1 tRNA gene is annotated in these 454 nt (G+C 33.7%); it reads right to left on the reverse strand.

Features of this window, described 5'->3' with window-relative positions:
- Nucleotides 1–35 precede the first annotated feature (35 nt).
- A tRNA-Glu gene (locus KEM39_RS07525) sits at nt 36–111 on the reverse strand.
- Nucleotides 112–454: the final 343 nt, after the last annotated feature.

Genomic DNA, 454 nt, shown 5'->3' on the forward strand with positions numbered 1-454 from the left:
GCCTGCACCTTTTTAGGTTGCAGGCTAATAGAAATTGGCACGCCCACGGGGATTCGAACCCCGGTTGCCGCCGTGAAAGGGCAGTGTCCTAGGCCTCTAGACGATGGGCGCGTGAAGGTGCGTTATTTTACAAGGCTTCGGAAACTTGTCAAGCCTGTTGCGTAAAACCGACGGCGAAAATGTAAATTTTTGCTGATATTTATATATAAAATATATAAATATCAATAAATTAATTGTATTTTTTTTTTTTTTTTTTTTTTTTTTTTTTTGAATTAACCGATTTTTTTAAAATTTTATTTTATTTGTTATAAAGGTGGAAAAATTTTTAAAAATAAAAAAATATAAAGATGCCCCCTTTTTGGTGGCTTCTTGGTTTTGGGTGATAAAAAAACAATTTCTCTCCCTGGTAAAATTTTGATAAAAAAAAATAATACTGAGGCAGAGCCGGGAAAAA

Source organism: Neisseria sp. Marseille-Q1983, assembly GCF_018224585.1.
Lineage (GTDB): Bacteria > Pseudomonadota > Gammaproteobacteria > Burkholderiales > Neisseriaceae > Neisseria > Neisseria polysaccharea.